Consider the following 15,551-nt stretch of genomic DNA (forward strand, 5'->3'; position numbering starts at 1 on the left):
TCTGGCGAAGGCCGGTCACCTACCCACTCCGCTTGATCCCTTCGGGACGGCGGTTGGGGGCGTCGCTCACGCGCCGCGCGGGCGCGTGAGACGGGATCCGCCTGGATAGGATCAGCCATCGGAGGCCCGCGCCGCCTCCAGCGCCAGCCTCACCAGCCGCTGGCGGGCGGGGGCGTCGGAGGGGCAGCCCTCGGCGAGCCACGCCGCCCGCGCCGCGGCCAGCGCCCGCCCGAGCCCCGGTCCCGGGGTGGCCCCGCCGGCCACGAGCTGCGCCCCCGTCACCGGGAAAAGCGGCACCGCGATGCGGCCCGCCGCGAGGGAGGCGAGCAGCTCCCGTGCCTCCTCGTCGAGGATGGGGCGGGGCTCGCCCGCGAGGATCATCGTCGCGTCGATGATTGCCGGAAGGCCGTGCCGGGCGACCTGCCGGCGGAGCGCGGCGGCGTCGATCGCCTCCGTCGCCCCGTGCAGCGCCGCGAGGGCGGCCGCGGCGCCCGCGAGCCGCGCGTGCTCGGCCTTGGAGAGCCGCAGCCCCTCGCGCAGCCGGTCGGCATCCGCCTCCGACTGCACCGCCAGGGCGGCGAGCCGGCGCACCGGGTCGGGCGGGTCGTCGCGGGAGCGCAGCCGCGCGAGGCGGCCGAGATCGCCGATCCCGCCGAGGAGCCGCTGCAGCAGCCCGGTCGCGGACATGACCGCGACCACCTCGGGCGCGCCCGGCGCCGCGACGAGCTTCAGCATCTCGACCCGGACCCTCTCCCGGGACAGGGTGGCGAGGCCGTCGCGCGCGGCGATCGCGGCGGCGAGGCCGGCGGGATCGAGGGGACCGCGCCCGTAGCGGGCGTGGAAGCGGAAGAAGCGCAGGATCCGGAGGTAATCCTCGCGGATGCGCTGGGCCGGATCGCCGATGAAGCGCACCCGCCCGGCCGCGAGGTCGGGCAGGCCGCCGACGGGGTCGTGCAGGTGCCCGCCCGCATCCGCGAACAGCGCGTTGATGGTGAAGTCGCGCCGCGCCGCGTCCCGGCCGAAATCCCGGCCGTAGCGCACCACCGCGTGGCGGCCGTCCGTCTCCACATCCTCGCGCAGGGTCGTGACCTCGAAGGGCTCGCCGTGGGCCACCACCGTGACGGTGCCGTGGCTGATCCCGGTCGGGACCGGCTTCAGCCCCGACGCGGCGGCGCGCCGCATCACCGTCTCGGGCAGGAGCGTCGTGGCGAGGTCCACATCCGCCACGGCGCGGCCGAGCAGCGCGTCCCGCACCGCCCCGCCGACGAGGCGGGTCTCCTCGCCGGGCAGGGCGAGGGCGTCCAGCACCTTGCGCAGGGGGGCGCGGGCCAGCAGGGCCGCGAGGCCGCCCGCGTCGCGCAGGCTCATCGGAACTGTCCGGGCACGACCCGGCCGTTCTCGATGTGGGTCGGGACGAAGCCGTGCCCGTGCCGCTCGGCGAACAGGCCCGCCGCCAGGAGCGAGCCCACCACGAGGACCGCGCCCGCCAGCGCGAGCCGCAGGGCGTGGTCGCTCCAGTGGAGCCAGACCAGCGGGCTGCGCCGGCTGAGCACGAGGTAGATCCCGAACAGCGCGAAGGGCAGGAAGAACAGGATCAGGTCGTCGGCAACGGCGCGGATCATCGCGGGGCAGCCTGGCCGGGGCCGGAAGGAGCGGCCGCCGGCGCCCCGGCGAGCCGGTCGGAGAAGTTGCGCAGGATGCCGGCCGTCACGCCCCAGATGTAGCGCTCGCCGAACGGGATCGCGTAGTAGCGCCGCTGGCGCCCGCGCCATTCCCGGCTGTGCAGGGCGTGGTTGGCGAGGTCCATCAGGAAGGCGAGCGGCACCTCGAAGGCCTCCGCCACCTCGTTCGGGTTGAGGCTGAGCGGCGCGGCCGGATCGACCAGGCCGACGACCGGCGTCACCAGGAAGCCGGTGCCCGACAGGTAGGCGTCGAGGTAGCCGAGCGGGCGCACGAAGCCGCGCAGCAGGCCGATCTCCTCCTCGGCCTCGCGCAGGGCCGCCGCCAGCGGGGAGGGGTCGGCCGGGTCGATCTTGCCGCCCGGGAAGGCGATCTGCCCGGAATGGTCGCGCAGGTGGGCCGCGCGCTGCGTGAACAGGACGGTGACGCCCTCCGGCCGGGCCAGGACCGGCACCAGCACGGCGGCGGCCCGCGGCGGGCGCGCGAGCGCGGCCGTCAGCACGTCGGGCTCGACGTCGTGGTCGCCGCGCGGATTCGAGGTCGGCTCGAGGGGGCCGGGCGGCTCGGCCCGCAGCCCCGCCGCGGCCCGCGCCAGGAAGAGCTCGACCGCGGAGGGATGCGGCGCGGGGGAGGCGCTCACGACAGCTCCGCGGCCGGCAGGATCGAGTGGAAGCGCCCGCCCGCCGCGAGGCCGAACCAGCGCGCGCCCTCGACCTCGCGCTCCTCGCAGAGATCGACGAGGTCGTAGACGAGGGCGCGGGTCACCAGCGCCCAGAGCCCGTGGCGGACGTGGATGTAGGGCTTGAGGCCGCCCTCGGCGTCGCGCTCGAAGCGCATTCCGTGCGCCTCGTCGAGCGGCACGAGGTCGTCGAGGTTGGTGCGGAAGGCGAGGCGGCGCGCCTCGCCCTCGCCCTCCACAGCCATCTCGACGGCCAGGAAGGGCGCGTCCTCGACCTCGATCCCGACCCGCTCGACCGGGGTGACGAGCACGATCCGCCCGTCCGGGTCCCGCCGCAGGATCGAGGCGAAGAGGCGCACCAGGGCCGGCCGCGCGATCGGGCTGCCGTTGTAGTGCCAGGTGCCGTCCGCGGCGATCCGCATCGGGATCTCGCCGCAATAGGCCGGATTCCAGCGCTCGACCGGGGGCGGCCCGCGCCGGCCCGCCTCCGGCCCGAGGGCGGCGGCGAGGCGCGCGAGCGGGCCCGGCGAGGGGGATTCCGGTGAGGCGGGGCCGGACGAAGTCTGCGTCATGCGCTGAAGATAGGCGAGGCGCGACGGTTTTGAACGTCCTCAGCTGGCCGGATCGGGCCGCCGCCGCAGGATCTTCCACACGCCCGTGCAGGTCGCCGCGACCCGGCCCCGGCTCGTCACGTCGCCGCGCAGGAAGACCAGGGTGCCGGTGCGCTGGACGACCTGCGGCACCAGCGTCGCCACCTCGCCGATGCGCAGGGCCGCGATGAACTGCATCTCGAACTGCACGGTGACGCAGTTCGCGCCCTCGGCCGCCGCCATCGCGGTCACGCCGAGCGCCCGGTCCGCGAAGGTCATCAGCATCCCGCCCTGCACGACCCCGATCAGGTTGGCGTGCTTGGGCTCGGCCCGGAACGCGTAGGAGGCCGGCCCCTCGCCCTCGCGCACGAAGATCGGGCCGACGAGGTCGACGAAGCCGGGATCCGTGAAGGGATGCCAGCCCTGGGAGGGGTCGAGGTCGCTCATGGCGAGGGCTTACCCGAGCCGGCGCGCCTCCCGCAACGCCGCCCCGCCCGGCGCCCTGCCCTGCGTCGTCTCGCCGACCTTGCCTCCGGCAGGGCAGGGTTCCAAACTCCACGGTCTGGTGCGGATCGGGGCGGATCCGGGAACCACCGCGAGCAGAGGATCCCCCATGACCCACGGCAGCGCGCCGGCCCCCGCGACCTCCCTCGACGACGGCATCGTCGCCGCCGCGGAAGCCTGCCTCGCTTCGGTCGGACGCGCCCGCGACGCGATCCACCAGGTGATCTTCGGCCAGGAGCAGGTCGTGGACCTCGCCCTGGTGACCATCCTGGCCGGCGGCCACGGGCTCCTCGTCGGTCTCCCGGGCCTTGCCAAGACCAAGCTCGTCGAGACCCTCGGCACGGTGCTCGGGCTCGATGCCCGCCGGGTCCAGTTCACCCCGGACCTGATGCCCTCCGACATTCTCGGCACCGAGATCCTCGACGAGGACCAGGACCGCCACCGCTCCTTCCGCTTCGTGCGCGGCCCGATCTTCAGCCAATTGCTGATGGCCGACGAGATCAACCGCGCGAGCCCGCGCACCCAGTCGGCCCTGCTGCAGGCGATGCAGGAGCACTTCGTCTCGGTGGCGGGCGAGCGGCACGAATTGCCGCGCCCCTTCCACGTCCTCGCGACCCAGAACCCGATCGAGCAGGAGGGCACCTACCCGCTGCCCGAGGCGCAGCTCGACCGCTTCCTCCTGGAGATCGACGTCGGCTACCCGGACCGGGCGGCGGAGCGGCGCATCCTGATCGAGACGACCGGCGCCGAGGAGCACCGGCCGCAGGCGGTGATGACCACGGACGCGCTCATCGCCGCGCAGCGCCTCGTGCGGCGCCTGCCGGTGGGCGACCGGGTGGTCGACGCGATCCTCGACCTCGTCCGCGCCGCCCGGCCGGAGGGCGGCGACGCCGCGGTGGCGCCCAAGCTCCTCTGGGGGCCGGGGCCGCGGGCGAGCCAGGCCCTGATGCTGGCGGTGCGCGCCCGCGCCCTGATCGAGGGCCGCGTCGCGCCCTCCGTGGAGGACGTGGCGGCCCTGGCCGAGCCGGTGCTCAAGCACCGCATGGCGCTCACCTTCTCGGCCCGCGCGGACGGCGAGACGATCCCCGGCCTGATCGGCCGGCTCGCCTCGCGCCTCTAGGGCGCGGCATGCCCTCGACCCGCGTCCTCGACGCGACGCAGCGCGCCCCCGGGCGGCGCGAGACCGAGGGCGCCCTCGCCCTCGCCCAGCGGATGCCGCGCCTGATCCTCGAGGCGCGGCGGGTGGCCTCGACCCTGGCGCACGGGCTGCACGGGCGGCGGCGGGCCGGGCCCGGCGAGAGCTTCTGGCAGTTCCGCCCCTTCGTGGCGGGCGAGGCGGCCGGCCGCATCGACTGGCGCCGCTCCGCCCGGGACGGGCGCCTCTACGTCCGCGAGCGCGAGTGGGAGGCGGCCCACACGGTCTGGATCTGGGTCGATCGCTCGGCCTCGATGGGCTTCGCCTCCAGCCTGGCCCAGGCCCCGAAGGTCGAGCGCGCCCTCGTGCTCGGCCTCGCCCTGGCGGATTCCTTCGTGGAGGCGGGCGAGCGGGTGGGGCTGCTCGGCCTCGCCCGGCCGCAGGCCTCGCGCGCGATCGTGGAGCGCGTCGCCGAGGCCCTGGCCGCCGATGCGGCCGGGCTCGACGAGGACCTGCCGCCGCGCGCGCCCGTCGCCCGCTTCGACGAGGTGGTGCTGATCGGCGACTTCCTGAGCCCGCCCGAGGAGCTGCGCGCCACGGTGGCGGGCATCGCCGGCGCGGGCGGGCGCGGGCACCTCGTCGCCGTCGTGGATCCGGTGGAGGAGACCTTCCCGTTCGCGGGCGAGGCCGAGCTGCACGACCTGGAGGCCGGGATCTCCCTGCGGGTCGGCGACGCCGCGGCCTGGGGCGAGGCCTACCGGGCGCGGATCCGGGCCCACCGGGACGCGCTGGCCGAGATCGCCCGCGGTCACGGCTGGACCTTCAGCCTCCACCGCACCGACCGTCCGGCGAGCGAGGCGGCGCTGCGCGTGCTGACGCTCGTGGCGGCGCGCGGCGCCGGTTGAGGAGGCGGACCGGATGTTCGGACTTCCCCTGACCTTCGCCGCGCCGCTCGCCCTGGCGGCCCTGCTCGCCCTGCCGGCCCTCTGGTACCTGCTGCGGGTGACGCCGCCGCGGCCGCGGCGGATCGACTTCCCGCCGCTGCGCATCCTGGCCGACCTGCTGCCCGAGCGGGAGACCCCCGCCCGCACGCCGCCCTGGCTGATGATCCTGCGCCTCCTCGCGGCGGCCTGCCTGATCCTCGCGGTGGCGGGGCCGGTCTGGAACCCGGCCGCCCCGGCGGTCGGCGACGGGCGCGCGCCCCTCGTCCTCGTCCTCGACAACGGCGCCACCGCCGCGCAGGATTGGCGCGACCGGGTGCGGGTCGCGGGCGAGGAGGTCGAGGCCGCCGCCCGGGCCGGGCGGCCGGTGGCGCTGCTCGCCACGGCGGCGGCGCCCGCCGGCCTGGAGGCGACCGGCCCCGGCCCGGCGCTGGAGCGCCTGCGCGCGGTCAAGCCCCAGCCCCACCTCGCGGCGCGGGACGCGCACCTGCCCGCCCTGACGGGGTTCCTCGAGCGCAATCCCGGCAGCGCCGTGGTCTGGATCAGCGACGGGGTCGCCGGGGTCGACGAGGGCCGCTTCCCGGCCGGCCTCGCGGAGGCGGCCTCCCGCACCGGCGCCGCCGTCACGGTGCTGAAGGGCGACCGCGCCCCGGCCCTGGCGCTCGCCGGGCCGGAGGGGAGCGGCGGGCGGATCGGCGTCCGGGTGCTGCGCGCCGAGCCGAACGGCCGCGACTCCGGCACCGTGCGGGCCCTCGACGCCAAGGGCCTGCCGCTCGCCGAGGGGGCCTTCGCCTTCGCGTCGGGCGCCACCGAGGCGGAGACCGGCTTCGACCTGCCGGTCGAGATCCGCAACGCCATCGCGCGCTTCGAGGTCGCGGGCGAGCGCTCGGCCGCCGCCGTGACCCTCGCGGACGAGCGCGGGCGCCGCCGGCGGGTCGGCCTCGTCTTCGGCGGAACCAGCGACCAGGCCCAGCCCCTGCTGTCCCCGGTCTACTACCTGTCGCGCGCGCTCTCGCCCTTCGCGGACGTGCAGGAGCCGCGGGGCGGCAAGGGCGTGGCGGAAGCGATCGGGCAGATGCTCGATGCGCAGGTCTCGGTGCTGATGCTCGCCGATGTCGGCGCCCTCGACCCGGCCACGCAGGAGCGCGTCGCGGGCTTCGTCGACAAGGGCGGGCTCCTCCTGCGCTTCGCGGGGCCGCGCCTCGCGGCGGGCAGCGACGACCTCGTGCCGGTGCGCCTGCGCCGCGGCGGCCGCGTGCTCGGCGGCGCCCTCTCCTGGGACAGCCCCAAGACCCTGGCTCCCTTCCTGCCCGAGAGCCCCTTCGCGGGATTGCGGGCCCCGGCCGATATCGGGGTGCGGCGGCAGATCCTCGCCGAGCCGGACGGCGACCTCGCCCGCCGGACCTGGGCGTCGCTGCAGGACGGCACGCCGATCGTGACCGCGGCGAAGCGCGGGGAGGGGCTGATGGTTCTCGTCCACGTCACGGCCGACACGACCTGGTCGAACCTGCCGCTCTCGGGCCTCTTCGTCGACATGCTGCGCCGGACGGTGGCGCTCGCCGGCTCCGCGCCGCCGCCCGACGGCGGCGCCCAGGCGGGACCGCCGCCGGTCCTGGCGCCGCGCCTCGCCCTCGACGGCTTCGGCGCCCTCGCCCCGCCCCCCGCTACCGCGCGGGCGATCCCCGCCACCTACACCGACCGGGCCAGCGCGGAGCACCCGCCCGGCTTCTACGGGCCGCTCGACGGCGGCCTCGCGGTGAACGCCCTCCGGCCCGACGACCGGCTGCACGCCCTCGACTTCGCCCCGCTCGGGGCGGCGCGGTTCGGCGGCCTGTCGGAGGCGGCGCGGCGCGACCTGCGCGGGCCGCTCTTCCTGCTCGGGCTGCTGCTCCTCGTCCTCGACACGCTGGCCACGCTGTGGCTCGGCGGGTTCCTCGGCCTGATGGCGGCCCGGCTGCGCCGGCCCGCCGCGGCGGCGCTGCTGCTGCCGGCCCTCCTCGCGGGCCTCCCGGGCGCGCCCGATCCCGCCCGGGCGGCGGAGCCGGCCGCGAACCGGCCGAACGGCATCGAATCCGCCCTCGTCACCCGCATCGGCTACGTGCTGACCGGCGACGCCACCGTGGACGAGACCAGCCGGGCGGGCCTGACCGGCCTCACCCAGATGCTGGCGAGCCGCACGGCCCTCGAACCCGGCGAGCCCGCCGGCATCGACCCGGCGCGGGACGAACTCGCCTTCTATCCGCTGATCTACTGGCCGGTCGTGCCGAGCCGCCCGCAGCCGGGCGAGCAGGCGATCCGGCGCATCGACGCCTTCATGAAGAACGGCGGCACCGTGATCTTCGACACGCGCGACGCCATGATGGCGCGCTCCGGCGGCCCGCCCACCGCCGAGGCGCTCTATCTCCAGCGCATGCTCTCGACCCTCGAAGTGCCCGAACTGGAGCCGGTGCCGCGCGACCACGTGCTCACCAAGGCCTTCTACCTCGTGGATTCCTTCCCGGGCCGCTACGCCAACGGCCAGACCTGGGTCGAGGCGCTGCCGCCGGCCGGCGACGGGGCCGAGCGGCGGCCGGCCCGCGCGGGCGACGGCGTCTCGCCGATCGTCATCACCGGCAACGACCTCGCCTCCGCCTGGGCGGTGGGGCGCCGGGGCGAGGCGCTCTATCCGGTGGTGGGGGGCGACCCGCGCCAGCGCGAGATGGCGTTCCGGGGCGGGGTCAACCTCGTGATGTACGCCCTCACGGGCAACTACAAGGCCGACCAGGTGCATGTCCCGGCCCTGCTGGAGCGGCTCGGCCAGTGAGGGCGGGCGCGATCGGGGCGGCCGGGCCGGGTGCCCGCCCGCGCGCCCGCGGCCGGGCCGGCGGAGCTGAGGACCATCGATGCTGAGCCTGAGTGTCTCGCCCCTCGTTCCGACCGCGCTCCTGTGGGGGCTTGCCGCCGCGGTGGGTCTGCTCGGCCTCGTGGCGTTCGTGGCCCGCGGCCCGGTGGCGCTCCTGCGCGTCCTGGTCCTCGGCCTTCTGCTCGCGGCCCTCGCCAACCCCTCCCTGGTCCAGGAGGACCGCGAGCCGGTCAAGGACGTGGCCGCGGTGGTGATCGACCGCTCGGGCTCGCAGATGCTCGGCGACCGCCCGGCCATGACCGAGCAGGTCCGGGCCGAGCTGCAGCGGCGCTTCGGCGGCCTCGCGGAGATCGAGCCCCGCTTCATCGAGGTGCCGGAGGTCGGCACCGACGAGGGCACCAAGCTCTTCACCGCCCTCTCCAACGCCCTCGCGGACGTGCCGCCCGACCGGCTCGCCGGGATCGTCATGGTCACGGACGGGGTCGTGCACGACATCCCGGCCAGTGCCGCCGCCCTCGGCGTCAAGGCGCCCCTGCACGTCCTCGTCACCGGCCATCCGGACGAGCGCGACCGCCAGATCCGCCTGATCGAGGCCCCGCGCTTCGGCATCGTCGGGCGCGAGCAGACGATCCGCGCCGAGGTGATGGAGCGCGGCGGCACCGGCTCGGCCACCGTCACGGTGCGCCGGGACGGGCAGGAGGTGGTTCGCCAGACGGTGCGCACCGACCGGCCCTTCAGCCTGACCCTGCGCATCGAGCATGGCGGTCCCAACGTCGTCGAGATCGAGGCGGAGGCGCTGCCGGGCGAGCTCACCACCGCCAACAACCGCGCCGTGCTGCCGATCGAGGGCATCCGCGAGAAGCTGCGGGTGCTCCTCGTCTCCGGCGAGCCCCACGCCGGCGAGCGCACGTGGCGCAACCTCCTCAAGTCCGACGCCAACGTCGACCTCGTCCACTTCACCATCCTGCGCCCGCCGGAGAAGCAGGACGGCACCCCGATCTCCGAACTCTCCCTGATCGCCTTCCCGACCCGCGAGCTGTTCCAGCAGAAGATCAAGGATTTCGACCTCATCATCTTCGACCGGTACGCCAACCAGAGCGTGCTGCCGTCGAGCTACTTCGACAACATCGTCCGCTACGTGCGCGAGGGCGGGGCGCTGCTGATCGCGGCGGGGCCGGAATTCGCCTCGGCCGCGAGCCTCGCGCGCACCCGCCTGGCGGCGATCCTGCCCGGCGAGCCGAACGGCCGCGTGGTCGAGCGGCCCTACAAGGCGGCCCTGACCGGCAGCGGCCAGCGCCACCCGGTCACCCGCGACCTGCCGGGCTCGGAGGCGAGTCCGCCGGCCTGGGGCGACTGGCTGCGGCTGATCGGGGCCGAGATGCGCCCCGGCATCACGGCGATCCTGGCGGGGGCCGAGTCCATGCCCCTGCTCGCCCTCTCGCGCGAGGAGAAGGGCCGGGTCTCGCTGCTCCTCTCCGACCACGCCTGGCTCTGGGCCCGGGGCTACCAGGAGGGCGGCCCGCATCTCGACCTGCTGCGCCGCCTCGGCCACTGGCTGATGAAGGAGCCGGCCCTGGAGGAGGAGGCGCTGCGCGCCGCCACGACCGGCCACGGCCGCGAGGTCCGGGTCGAGCGCCAGACCATGGCGGATTCGGCCGAGCCGGTGACCGTGACCGCGCCGAGCGGGGCCACCCGTACGCTGACCCTCGACCCCGACCGGCCCGGCCTGTTCGCGGCGACCTTCGAGGCGGGGGAACTCGGCCTGCACACCCTGCGGTCGGACAGCCTCGTCAGCTTCGTCAGCGTCGGCCCGGCCAATCCGCGCGAACTCGTCGACGTCTTCAGCGACACGGAGCGCCTGCGCCCGCTCGCCGAGGCGACCGGCGGCTCGGTCCGCCGCCTCGCGGAGGCGGGCGGCGGCGTCGTCGTGCCGCGGCTCCAGATCGCCCGCTCGGGCCGCCTCGCCGGGGCCGAGTGGATCGGCTTCCGGCCGAGCGACAGCGCGGTGGTGCGGGGCGTCTCGGTCTACCCGCTGGCGCTCGGCCTGGTGGCGCTGGCGCTGCTGGCGGCCGCGGTGCTGGCCATGTGGCTCGTCGAGGGACGTCGCGGGCGGGCGTGAGCCCGCACCGGCCGCGCGATCGGGGGCGAGCGGCGTTGCTTATCCGACATCCGACGGATCGCTTCGCCATCTCCCATTTCGGCAATGCGGATGTCGGCTTCGCTCAAGCGCCGCGCAGGCTCGTCAGACGCTGTCCGGACGTGATCGTCCGGAGAGCGGATCACGCCCCGCCGACGATCGCCCCCGACACCCCGTCGAGGGCGCCCTCGCGCAGTTCCAGCACCAGGAAGCGGGCCGGGTCGACCGGTCCCGGCAGGACCAGGCGCCGCGGCGGGACCGGCCGGAAGCCGAAGCGGGCGTAGTAGGGCGCGTCGCCCACGAGCAGCACCAGCCCGTGCCCGCCGGCCCGGGCGGCGTCGAGGGAGGCGTCCATCAGCCCGCCGCCGATGCCGCGGCCGCCGAAGGCCGGGTCGACCGTGAGGGGGCCGAGCACCAGGGCTGGCGCGCCGCCCGCCCGCGCGGGCGTGACCCGCACCGAGCCGACGAGGAGCGTCCCCACCAGGGCCGTGAAGGAGAGGGCGGGCAGGTGCGCCACCCCCTCGCGCAGGCGGTAGGCGGTGCGCGCGAAGCGGCCGGGGCCGAAGGCGCGCTCGTGCAGGCGGCCGATCGCGTCGCTGTCGCCCGCGCGCTCGGGGCGGATCACCAGGGGCAGGGAACTCACCGGACAACCTCGGGCAAGGGGAAACGGACGGGCGGCGTCACGGCCGAGATCGTCGCGCGTCCTGGCGCCGGGCTCCCATGTCGTGCTCCCCTGCGGCCCGGAGGCGGGCCCCTGCGGCCCGGCGGGCCCTTGCGGCCCGAAAGCGGGCCCGTGCGCCCCGCGAAGGGGCCGCCCGCCCGATAGCAGCGCCCGCGCTCCGGTGCAAACCCGCCCGCGGCATCCGCCTTGCTTGACGGGTTCGCGCAGGCGGCGTGCCGCGGACCTCCCCAAGGGGGCTCCCCAAGGGGGCTCCCCAAGGAGGCTCCCGAAGGGGGCTCCCGAAGGGGGCTCCCCAAGGGGGCTCCCCAAGGAGGCTCCCGAAGGGGGCTCCCGAAGGGGGCTTGCGGAAGCCGAACCTTCGCCGCTTGATGACGCCGCCTTGCCGGATCAACCACGGAACCGACCATGCCGACCTTCCCGTCCGCCCCCTCGCTCCGGCCGCACCTCGCCCGGGTGGCCCTTGCCCGGGCGGCCCTTGCCCTGGCGGCCCTGGCCGTCGCGGCGCTCGGGACGCCGCGTCCCGCCGCCGCCGAGGATACGGTGCCGGCCGTGGTCCGCATCGCCACCGAGGGCGCCTACGCGCCCTACAATTTCACCAAGCCGGACGGCAGCCTCGACGGCTACGAGATCGAGCTCGCCCGCGAGATCTGCAAGCGCGCCAAGCTCACCTGCGAGTTCGTCGTGCAGGATTGGGACGGCGTGGTACCGGGCCTGCAGGCCAAGAAGTTCGACGCCATCATGTCGGGCATGACCATCACCGAGGCGCGCCAGAAGGTGATCGACTTCACGCGCCCCTACAGCGGCGACTTCTCGGGGCTCGCGGTCGACGCCGACGGTCCCCTGGCCAAGCTCCCGCTCGGCGACCAGAAGCTCAGCCTCGCCACCGACGAGGCGCAGGCCCAGAAGGCCATCGACGCCATCAAGCCGCTGCTCAAGGGCAAGACCATCGGGGCGCAGGTCTCGACCATCCACGCCAACTTCCTCGACAAATATCTGAAGGGCACCGTCGAGATCCGCGAGTACAAGACCACCGAGCAGCACGACCTCGACCTCGCGGCCGGGCGGATCGACGGGATCTTGGCCAACGACGCGGTGCTGCGCGCCACCGCCGAGAAGCCCGAATTCAAGGGCAGCATCGTGCTGGCCGGTCCGCGCTTCCGCGGCGGCATCCTGGGCCGCGGCGTGGCGATGGGCCTGCGCAAGGGCGAGGCGGCGCTCAAGGCCCGGCTCGACGAGGGCATCGGCGCGGTGATCGCCGACGGCACCCTGAAGACCCTCTCGATCAAGTGGTTCAAGGTCGACATGACCCCCTCCGAGTGACCGGGGGAGACCGGATCGGTGCAGAGTCTCGCGCTCCTCGGGCCGTCCGGCTGGGGCCCGGCCCTGCTGCTCGCGGCCGCGACCACGATCGCCCTCGCGCTGTGCGGCTTCCTCGTCGGGGCCGCGATCGGGGCGCTCGCGGCCTGCGCCAAGCTGGCGGGTCCGGCGCCGCTCGCGGGGCTCGCGGGCCTCTACACGACGATCCTGCGCGGCGTGCCGGACCTCCTCGTCATCTACCTCCTGTATTTCGGCGGCAGCGCCGCCCTCGGGTCGGTGGCGGGGCTGTTCGGCGCCACCGGCTTCGTCGGGTTGCCGCCCTTCGCGGTCGGCGTCGGCGCCCTCGGCATCATCTCGGGCGCCTACCAGGCCGAGGTGTTCCGCGGGGCCTACCTCGCCCTCGACCGCGGGCTGATCGAGGCGGCCCGGGCGGTCGGCATGTCGCCCGCGCTGCTGTTCCGGCGGGTGGTGGCGCCCCTCGTCGCCCGCACCGCGCTGCCGGGCCTCGGCAACGTCTGGCAGATCCTGCTGAAGGATTCGGCCCTGGTCTCGGTGACGGGCCTCGTGGAGCTGCTGCGCCAGGCCCAGGTCGGGGCCGGCTCGACCCGCCAGCCCTTCACCTTCTACCTCGCCGCCGGGGCGCTCTACCTCCTCATCACGAGCCTGTCCTCCTGGGGCTTCGCCCGGGCGGAGGCGCATGCGCGACGGGGCACGCCGTGATCGACCTCGCCTTCCTGCAGGCGACCCTCGTCGCCCTGTCGCGCGGCCTGCCGCTCACGCTCGGCCTCACCGCCGGGTCGCTCGCCTGCGGGGCGGTGCTGGCGCTGCTCGCGGCGGCGGCGCGCCTCTCCGGCATCGGGCCCCTGAGCCTCCTGTCCCGCGCCTACGTCTTCGTGTTCCGCGGCACGCCGCTCCTGGTGCAGCTCTTCCTGATCTATTACGGGCTCGGCCAGTTCCGGCAGGACCTGCAGGCCCTGAACCTGTGGTGGTTCTTCCGGGAGCCGTATTGGTGCGCGCTGTTCGCGCTCAGCCTCAACACCGGCGCCTACACGGCCGAGATCGTCCGGGGCGGGGTGCTGGCGGTGCCGCACGGGGCGCTCCTCGCCGGGCGCGCCTGCGGCATGTCGCGGCTGACGCTGCTGTCCCGCGTCACCCTGCCGCTGGCGGCGAGGCAGGCCCTGCCGGCCTACGGCAACGAGGTCATCCTGGTGGTCAAGTCGACGGCGCTCGCCTCCACCATCACCATCATGGAGGTGACCGGCATCGCCCAGAAGCTCATCGCCCAGAGCTTCCGGGCGTTGGAGATCTTCTGCTGCGCCGCCGCCTTCTACCTCGCCGCCGTGAGCGCGATCATCGCCCTCGTGCGCCTCGCCGAGGCGCGGCTCGCGCCCGACCTGCGCGCGCGGCCCGCCGCGCTGCCGCGCCCCGCCTGATCCGGAGAATTCCGTGCTCGCTCCCGCGCCTTCCCGTCCGGTGGCCGTCGCCGTCCAGGGGCTCTCCAAGCGCTTCGGCACCCTGGAGGTGCTGCGCGAGGTCTCGCTGTCGGCGCGGGAGGGGGAGGTGGTGGCGATCCTCGGCGCCTCGGGCTCCGGCAAGTCGACGCTCCTGCGCTGCATCAACCTGCTCGAACTGCCCGACGCGGGCGAGATCACGCTCGGCCGCGAGACCGTGGCGTGGCGCGCGCGCCGCGGCGGGCGGGTGCCGGCCGACCGCGCCCAGGTGGAGCGCATCCGCGCCCGGGCCGGGATGGTCTTCCAGAGCTTCAACCTCTGGCCGCACCGCACGGTGCTGGAGAACGTGATCGAGGCGCCGGTCCACGTCCAGCGGCGGCCCCGGTCGGAGTGCGTGGCCGAGGCCGAGGCGCTGCTCGCCAAGGTCGGCATCGCCGACAAGCGCGACCATTACCCGGCCCACCTCTCCGGGGGGCAGCAGCAGCGCGCCGCCATCGCCCGGGCGCTGGCGATGCACCCGCAGGTGCTGCTCTTCGACGAGCCGACCTCGGCCCTCGACCCGGAGCGGGTGGCCGAGGTGCTCCGGGTGATGCGGGGGCTGGCCGAGGAGGGGCGCACGATGCTGATCGTCACCCACGAGATGGCCTTCGCCCGGGAGGTCGCGCACCGGGTCGTGTTCCTGCACGAGGGCCGGATCGAGGAGGAGGGCGAGCCCGAAGCCCTGTTCGGCGCGCCGCGCTCCGAGCGGCTCAGGCAGTTCCTGGCGCGGGGCGGGTAGGGGGCGGCGGTGCCGCCGCCCGGCCGGACCGCCTACCAGCTCGGCAGCACCGCGCCCTTGAACGTCGTCTCGATGAAGGCCTTCACCTCCGGCGAGCGGTAGGACTCGACCAGGGCCTTGACCCAGGGCTTGTCCTTGTCGGCGCTGCGCACCGCGATCACGTTCACGTAGGGGCCCTTGGGCGCCTCGCGCAGGAGCGCGTCGCTCGGCGTGAGGCCGGCGGGCGTCGCGTAGTTGGTGTTCACCGCCGCCGCGTCGACGTCGTCGAGGGAGCGCGGCGTCTGGGCCGCGTCGACCTCGATGAAGCGCAGCTTCTTGGGGTTCTTCACGATGTCGGCGACGGTCGGCTTGAAGCCGACGCCCTCCCGCAGGGTGATCACCCCCTTGTCCTGGAGCAGCAGCAGCGAGCGCCCGCCATTGGTCGGGTCGTTCTGGATCGCGACCGTGCCGCCGTCCGGCACCGCGTCCCAGGACATGTGCCGCTTCGAGTAGATCCCGAGCGGGAAGTTCACGGTGAGCGCCACGCTCTCGATCCGGTAGCCGCGATCGGCCTTCTGGTTGTCGAGGTAGGGCTGGTTCTGGAAGGAATTCGCCTCGATCTCGCCGGCCGAGAGCGCCTCGTTCGGGACCACGTAGTCCGAGAACTCCATCACCTGCAGGTCGAGGCCGTGCTTGGCGGCGACCGGCTTGACCGCCTCCAGGATCTGGGCGTGCGGGCCGGGCGTCGCCGCGACGCGGACGCGCTCGGCGGCGGCGGCGGGCAGGGCGGCGGCAGCGGCGGCGAGGGCCGCCGCCAGGGTGAGGACGCGCAACAT

15 protein-coding genes are annotated in these 15,551 nt (G+C 75.3%); 8 read left to right on the forward strand and 7 right to left on the reverse strand.

What is annotated here, in order from left to right; genetic code table 11:
• Window positions 1-111: 111 nt before the first annotated feature.
• Genes M446_RS21435 through M446_RS21455 form a run of 5 tightly spaced genes read right to left on the reverse strand, consistent with a single transcriptional unit; the run spans window position 112 to window position 3,396 of the window.
• Window positions 112-1,368 (reverse strand): CCA tRNA nucleotidyltransferase, encoded by a 1,257-nt coding sequence (locus M446_RS21435; protein ID WP_012334205.1) that lies wholly within the window; start codon window positions 1,366-1,368, stop codon window positions 112-114.
• On the reverse strand, window positions 1,365-1,622 hold the full coding sequence (locus M446_RS21440) for a DUF6111 family protein (RefSeq protein WP_012334206.1): 258 nt from the start codon (window positions 1,620-1,622) through the stop codon (window positions 1,365-1,367). Before M446_RS21440 ends, M446_RS21435 begins: the two co-directional genes overlap by 4 nt.
• Entirely contained in the window at window positions 1,619-2,320 is a 702-nt protein-coding gene (locus M446_RS21445) for a CoA pyrophosphatase (protein WP_012334207.1), read from the reverse strand. Before M446_RS21445 ends, M446_RS21440 begins: the two co-directional genes overlap by 4 nt.
• Window positions 2,317-2,931 (reverse strand): DUF1285 domain-containing protein, encoded by a 615-nt coding sequence (locus tag M446_RS21450; protein WP_012334208.1) that lies wholly within the window; start codon window positions 2,929-2,931, stop codon window positions 2,317-2,319. Before M446_RS21450 ends, M446_RS21445 begins: the two co-directional genes overlap by 4 nt.
• Window positions 2,932-2,970: 39 nt before the next feature.
• Complete coding sequence (locus tag M446_RS21455; RefSeq protein ID WP_012334209.1) at window positions 2,971-3,396, reverse strand: PaaI family thioesterase; 426 nt, start codon at window positions 3,394-3,396, stop codon at window positions 2,971-2,973.
• Window positions 3,397-3,562: 166 nt separating this feature from the next.
• Between M446_RS21455 and M446_RS21460 the strand changes: the two genes are divergently transcribed.
• The 4 genes from M446_RS21460 (at window position 3,563) to M446_RS21475 (ending at window position 10,490) form a co-directional block, all read left to right on the forward strand.
• Window positions 3,563-4,573, forward strand: coding sequence for an AAA family ATPase (locus M446_RS21460; RefSeq protein ID WP_012334210.1), 1,011 nt, complete (start codon window positions 3,563-3,565; stop codon window positions 4,571-4,573).
• An 8-nt stretch (window positions 4,574-4,581) separates the two neighbouring features.
• Complete coding sequence (locus M446_RS21465; RefSeq protein WP_012334211.1) at window positions 4,582-5,493, forward strand: DUF58 domain-containing protein; 912 nt, start codon at window positions 4,582-4,584, stop codon at window positions 5,491-5,493.
• Window positions 5,494-5,506: 13 nt separating this feature from the next.
• Complete coding sequence (locus tag M446_RS21470; RefSeq protein WP_012334212.1) at window positions 5,507-8,332, forward strand: DUF4159 domain-containing protein; 2,826 nt, start codon at window positions 5,507-5,509, stop codon at window positions 8,330-8,332.
• Window positions 8,333-8,411: 79 nt separating this feature from the next.
• On the forward strand, window positions 8,412-10,490 hold the full coding sequence (locus tag M446_RS21475) for a membrane protein (protein WP_012334213.1): 2,079 nt from the start codon (window positions 8,412-8,414) through the stop codon (window positions 10,488-10,490).
• A 160-nt stretch (window positions 10,491-10,650) separates the two neighbouring features.
• On the opposite strand, the gene M446_RS21480 is transcribed toward M446_RS21475, so the two are convergent.
• Window positions 10,651-11,151 carry a GNAT family N-acetyltransferase gene (locus M446_RS21480; protein WP_012334214.1) on the reverse strand — a complete coding sequence of 167 codons (501 nt, stop codon included), beginning with the start codon at window positions 11,149-11,151 and terminating at the stop codon, window positions 10,651-10,653.
• A 444-nt stretch (window positions 11,152-11,595) separates the two neighbouring features.
• On the opposite strand from M446_RS21480, the gene M446_RS21485 reads away from it, so the two are divergent.
• From M446_RS21485 to M446_RS21500, 4 genes are read left to right on the forward strand one after another with little or no spacing between them, the layout of a single operon-like run.
• Window positions 11,596-12,510, forward strand: coding sequence for a transporter substrate-binding domain-containing protein (locus tag M446_RS21485; protein ID WP_012334215.1), 915 nt, complete (start codon window positions 11,596-11,598; stop codon window positions 12,508-12,510).
• Window positions 12,511-12,528: 18 nt separating this feature from the next.
• On the forward strand, window positions 12,529-13,227 hold the full coding sequence (locus tag M446_RS21490; protein ID WP_012334216.1) for an ABC transporter permease: 699 nt from the start codon (window positions 12,529-12,531) through the stop codon (window positions 13,225-13,227).
• On the forward strand, window positions 13,224-13,940 hold the full coding sequence (locus M446_RS21495; RefSeq protein WP_012334217.1) for an ABC transporter permease: 717 nt from the start codon (window positions 13,224-13,226) through the stop codon (window positions 13,938-13,940). Before M446_RS21490 ends, M446_RS21495 begins: the two co-directional genes overlap by 4 nt.
• 13 nt (window positions 13,941-13,953) lie before the next feature.
• Window positions 13,954-14,736, forward strand: a complete 783-nt coding sequence (locus M446_RS21500) for an ABC transporter ATP-binding protein (protein ID WP_012334218.1) — start codon at window positions 13,954-13,956, stop codon at window positions 14,734-14,736.
• A 32-nt stretch (window positions 14,737-14,768) separates the two neighbouring features.
• Here M446_RS21500 and M446_RS21505 read toward each other — a convergent pair whose 3' ends face one another.
• Window positions 14,769-15,551 (reverse strand): MetQ/NlpA family ABC transporter substrate-binding protein, encoded by a 783-nt coding sequence (locus tag M446_RS21505; RefSeq protein ID WP_012334219.1) that lies wholly within the window; start codon window positions 15,549-15,551, stop codon window positions 14,769-14,771.

The organism is Methylobacterium sp. 4-46, from assembly GCF_000019365.1.
Lineage (GTDB): Bacteria > Pseudomonadota > Alphaproteobacteria > Rhizobiales > Beijerinckiaceae > Methylobacterium.

Coding starts and splice junctions, on each gene's coding strand:
- M446_RS21505 (WP_012334219.1), bottom strand. CDS start 15,551: ATGTTGCGCGTCCTCACCCTGGCGGCGGCCCTCGCCGCCGCTGCCGCC.
- M446_RS21485 (WP_012334215.1), top strand. CDS start 11,596: ATGCCGACCTTCCCGTCCGCCCCCTCGCTCCGGCCGCACCTCGCCCGG.
- M446_RS21435 (WP_012334205.1), bottom strand. CDS start 1,368: ATGAGCCTGCGCGACGCGGGCGGCCTCGCGGCCCTGCTGGCCCGCGCC.
- M446_RS21475 (WP_012334213.1), top strand. CDS start 8,412: ATGCTGAGCCTGAGTGTCTCGCCCCTCGTTCCGACCGCGCTCCTGTGG.
- M446_RS21455 (WP_012334209.1), bottom strand. CDS start 3,396: ATGAGCGACCTCGACCCCTCCCAGGGCTGGCATCCCTTCACGGATCCC.
- M446_RS21450 (WP_012334208.1), bottom strand. CDS start 2,931: ATGACGCAGACTTCGTCCGGCCCCGCCTCACCGGAATCCCCCTCGCCG.
- M446_RS21460 (WP_012334210.1), top strand. CDS start 3,563: ATGACCCACGGCAGCGCGCCGGCCCCCGCGACCTCCCTCGACGACGGC.
- M446_RS21440 (WP_012334206.1), bottom strand. CDS start 1,622: ATGATCCGCGCCGTTGCCGACGACCTGATCCTGTTCTTCCTGCCCTTC.
- M446_RS21465 (WP_012334211.1), top strand. CDS start 4,582: ATGCCCTCGACCCGCGTCCTCGACGCGACGCAGCGCGCCCCCGGGCGG.
- M446_RS21470 (WP_012334212.1), top strand. CDS start 5,507: ATGTTCGGACTTCCCCTGACCTTCGCCGCGCCGCTCGCCCTGGCGGCC.